This window comes from Blautia sp. HA3515 (assembly GCF_059933065.1).
The window spans coordinates 1-4,300 of the sequence record NZ_JAYFUY010000017.1 but is presented as its reverse complement, the minus strand read 5'-3'; the positions used below and the strand labels follow the sequence as shown (position 1 = coordinate 4,300).

At 39.7% G+C, this 4,300-nt stretch carries 4 protein-coding genes and 1 pseudogene; 4 read left to right on the top strand and 1 reads right to left on the bottom strand.

The annotated features are described in order from the left end of the window. The 3 genes from R1Y93_RS00565 to R1Y93_RS00555 form a co-directional block, all read left to right on the top strand. On the top strand, positions 1-325 hold a 325-nt coding region (locus tag R1Y93_RS00565), incomplete at its 5' end, for a GyrI-like domain-containing protein (RefSeq protein WP_500821231.1). A 4-nt stretch (positions 326-329) separates the two neighbouring features. Then, positions 330-650 carry a TfoX/Sxy family protein gene (locus R1Y93_RS00560; RefSeq protein WP_500821230.1) on the top strand — a complete coding sequence of 107 codons (321 nt, stop codon included), beginning with the start codon at positions 330-332 and terminating at the stop codon, positions 648-650. Between the two features lie 401 nt (positions 651-1,051). Beyond that, complete coding sequence (locus R1Y93_RS00555) at positions 1,052-2,383, top strand: MATE family efflux transporter (RefSeq protein WP_500821229.1); 1,332 nt, start codon at positions 1,052-1,054, stop codon at positions 2,381-2,383. Positions 2,384-2,418: 35 nt separating this feature from the next. Here the strand turns inward: R1Y93_RS00555 and R1Y93_RS00550 are convergent, their stop codons facing one another. Continuing rightward, positions 2,419-3,261, bottom strand: a complete 843-nt coding sequence (locus R1Y93_RS00550) for an AraC family transcriptional regulator (RefSeq protein ID WP_500821228.1) — start codon at positions 3,259-3,261, stop codon at positions 2,419-2,421. Between the two features lie 177 nt (positions 3,262-3,438). Between R1Y93_RS00550 and R1Y93_RS00545 the strand changes: the two are divergent. Continuing rightward, a pseudogene (locus tag R1Y93_RS00545) lies at positions 3,439-4,300 on the top strand (ABC transporter substrate-binding protein); the annotation flags it as partial.

The window sequence follows — 4,300 nt, the reverse complement described above, 5'->3', positions numbered from 1 at the left end:
CTCTGTTATTCGATTGCCAGATTTTGTTACCAGGGAAGATTTCGACTGGGCTGTCAGGAAAGCTACGGCAAAGAAAAAACAGGATTTTTCTAAGGCTGAGTTTTTTTCCTATGAGGAAGGTCTGTGTGTACAGTGTATGCATATCGGAGCGTATGATGATGAGCCTGTTACGGTAGATGCAATGCACAGGTTTATGGAAGAACAGGGATACACATTGGATATAACGGATCGGAGAATGCACCACGAGATTTATCTGAGCGATGCGCGGAAGGTAGTGCCGGAGAAACTGAAGACAGTAATCAGGCATCCTATAAGGAGAGATTAAGGGTATGGCATCAACAAAAGAGTATTTGGACTTTGTTATGGAACAATTATCAGGACTGGATAAAGTTAGCAGCCGGGCAATGATGGGCGAATATATCCTTTATTACCGTGGAAGGATTTTTGGTGGAATATATGATGACAGACTGTTGGTGAAGCCTGTCCCTGTGGCGTTGAAGCTAATGCCGGAAGCCGAGATGGAACAGCCGTATGCTGGCGCTAAAGAAATGATTTTGGTTGATAAAGTAGATGATCGGCAGTTTTTGTGTGAACTGGTTGAGAGTATATGGGAACAATTGCCGGAAAAGAAAAAGAAGAATATACATTAAGAACTAAGACTTGATAAAACCGAACAAATTTGAGAGCAATAATTTTCAAAAAGTCAAGTATCCATTTAACAGCGGAAATTTTATATCCAAAAACAGAACATGCGAATGCACAAACGAAGCTCAAGCCCTGATAGTTTGAGCGTTTTCTAATTTTAAAAGTATGCAGTAAATTATTGGTAAAATATCACAAAAAATGAACATAGATTTTGTAATGGGTTACACGCTTAACCTTTGTAAAATCAGTATTCCTTTTGTACAATATAATCAGAATATCAGATATTCCTATGAAGTAAATGATATAGGGTAGAATGTTTTGAAGCAATGCATGATGGAGCAGAATGTGAGACTGAGATCGTGTTATCGGTTCAGTTAATAAAAAGAGAAAGTGCGAGGGAATTATAATGTCTGGGTTTATGAAATCATTGTGTAAAATAGCGATTCCTGTCACCTTGCAAAGTATGCTGCAGGCATCCTTTTCCATTGTTGACCAGATCATGATAGGACAGTTAGGAGAGACAAATATATCGGCAGTTGGGCTATGCGGTAATTTTTCTCTGATTTTTTCTGTGGTGATTGGTGCGGTAAGTACGGTAGCGGGAATATTAATAGCACAGTTTATTGGAGCTGAAGATACAAAAGAGGCATGGTGCAGCTTTGATGTGAGTCTTATTTGTGGGATTTTGATATCATCACTGTTTCTGCTGGCAGCAGGTGGATTTTCAACACAGATTCTTGGACTTTATACTAAGGATACCAGTATTGTAAGTGCAGGAGCAGTATACTTCAGAATTGTAGCGTTTTCCTATATTCCAATGGCTGTCAGCAATATTTTCTCCTCATGGCTGCGCTGTAAGGAGCATGCCACCATACCATTTTTGGCAAGTTTTGGAGCTGTTGCTGTCAACACAGGGCTAAACTATTTGCTGATATTCGGAAAATTTGGATTTGCCAGTATGGGGATAAAAGGGGCTGCAATCGCAACACTTATTTCCCAGTTGTTTAACCTTGTATTTATTGTTGCAGGATTTATTCTATGTATCAGAAAAGATGGAGACCAGCCAGTACTGGCCCTGCATTTTAGAATGATTACCATGAAGGATTATCTGATCATGATCATGCCGATTCTGGTTAGTGAATTTCTGTGGAGTCTGGGACAAAATGTGGAGTCGGCGGTATATGGACATCTTGGAACATCAAATCTGGCGGCTTATACACTTACCTGTCCGATACAGGGATTGATCGTAGGGGCATTGAGTGGATTGTCAGCAGCTGCCGGGGTAATGGTAGGCAAGAGACTTGGCAGGAAAGAATATAATGAGGCTTACACAGAGTCAAAGAAAATCATGTATGCAGGATTAGTTGGGGCAGTTGTGGTATCTGCATTGCTGATTCTGCTGGCAGGAGTCTATACCGGAATGTATCGTGTAGATGACAGTGTAAAAGAACTTGGAAAAATATTGCTGATCGTATTTGCCCTGTATGCACCGGTAAAGGTGGAAAACATGATACTTGGCGGAGGTATCATCAGGAGTGGCGGCAATACAAAAATTATCATGGTGATTGATATTGTTGGTACATGGTGCATCGGAATTCCTCTGTGTCTGCTTGCGGCGTATGTATTTAAGTGGGGAATCGTTGGTGTTTATATGCTGCTTACTACGGAAGAAATATTCAGGCTGGTTGTGTCACTGGCTATATTTAAAAAGCGTAAATGGATGATCAGTTTGTCATAGAGTGAGGTGATGAAATATGAATTTTTTATTTATTGTTACTTGTTCTGATTCCGCCATTCTCGAGGAGAAATACCATAAATATTTTTAAAGGCACGGGAAAAATGAAGCTGGTTTTCATATCCCACAGCAGAACTAATGTCTGCAATAGACAAGGATGTCAGCTTTAATAATTCGGTAGCCTTTACCATACGGTAGTTCATAAGAAATTCCTGCGGAGAGCGGCCAATTGAGTTGCGGAAGATTTTTCCAAAATAGCTCCGGTTAATGCCGCATACTGCAGCGATATCTTCTATTGAAATGTTATTCTGAAAATTCTGTTCAATATAATTGATGGCTTCTTTTATATAATAATCACTCATGCGTCCACTGGAGACTAGCCTAGTAGATTTGGCTGACTGCAGCAGATAGTCTATAAATAGATACAGATGGCCAATGAGATGAAAAGAAGATTCATTAGGATGATTTACGATATAATTCATTTCATCGGCAAGTTTTTCACGCAATTCTTTGGAGTGGGAATGATAAACAGGTGCATTCTTACACAAATCTGTGACACCTAAAGCCTCTTTTATGCGCAAGCCATCAAATTCAATCCACATATATTCCCACGGAAGCCGTTCATCTGCAATGTAGGTGTTAATCTGACCTGGAAAAATCATAAATCCCTGTCCGCTTTTTACGGAATAAGTCTGTGTTATGCCTTTTGCATCGTCTGCCATAAGTGTTCCGGTTCCGGAAAGAATGTAGTGGAACAGGTAGTGATTGCGTGTTGCAGGACCAAAAGAATGACCAGGGTCACATTTTTCATATCCAAATTGATACATACACAAATCGATAAAGTTCTCATTTGGAAAAATATTAAATAATGTATTGCTCATAAAATGCTCCTTATATACTTTATATACCAAAATGCGATATCAACATCTATTATAACATAAAATATTGCATTTTGGTATAAAATATAAAAAATGCTGATATTTTAGGCCGCATAAAGGTATGTTATAATTGGGTTATCAATAGAAAGGCGGATATCTTACAGAAAAGGAGAGAGGAATATGGCAAAAAGAAGTATTTTTCGTGGTTTTGCGGCTGTGTTTGCATTTGGCATGTGCATAACAGGATTTACCGGATGCAGTGGTAAAAAAAGCACAGACGGAAAAACCGAGATTGAAGTGGTTTCCTATAAACCGGAAGCAGTTAAGGCATTTGAAAGAATTGCAGAGAGGTTTAATGAAGCACATGATGACATTCATCTGACGATTTCATCGCCAAATGAAGCAATGACTATTTTAAAGACACGTTTTATCCGGCGAGGATTATCCGGATATCATTGCAATCGGAGGAGATATCAACTATTCCAACTTTTTAGATGCAGACCTGTTTGAAGATATTTCCGATTTGGATGAGGTTCAGACGGTAAAGCAGGCATATCTGGATATGGACAAGGAACTGGAATTTATTCCAAAGGATGGTACGTATGCTCTTCCATATGCGGCAAATGCGGCAGGAATTTTATATAACAAAGATATATTTGAGGAAAATGGCTGGAAGGTTCCGACCACCTGGCAGGAATTTACGGCACTATGTGATGAAATAAAGCAAAGCGGAGTGCTTCCATTGTATCTGGGCTTCAAAGAGAGCATGGACATGTCTGGCTCCTTGGAATGCACTGGCGGTCGGACTTACTGATTCGGATACTTGCAACCAGGTAAATATGGGAAATACCACATTTGCTGATACGTATGGACCAGTAGCAGAAAAGATGCGGGCGCTTTTGGATTATGCAGAAAAAATTGTATGCATACGGTTATAACGATGCATGACAGCATTTGCCCGTGGGGAATCTGTCATGTTTCCCATTGGAAGTTATGCAATCCCACAGATCAAATCGGTCAATCCGGATATGAATTCGATCTT

Excerpts from the sequence above, each read along its gene's own strand:
- R1Y93_RS00560 (WP_500821230.1), top strand. The coding sequence starts at position 330 with ATGGCATCAACAAAAGAGTATTTGGACTTTGTTATGGAACAATTATCA.
- R1Y93_RS00555 (WP_500821229.1), top strand. The coding sequence starts at position 1,052 with ATGTCTGGGTTTATGAAATCATTGTGTAAAATAGCGATTCCTGTCACC.
- R1Y93_RS00550 (WP_500821228.1), bottom strand. The coding sequence starts at position 3,261 with ATGAGCAATACATTATTTAATATTTTTCCAAATGAGAACTTTATCGAT.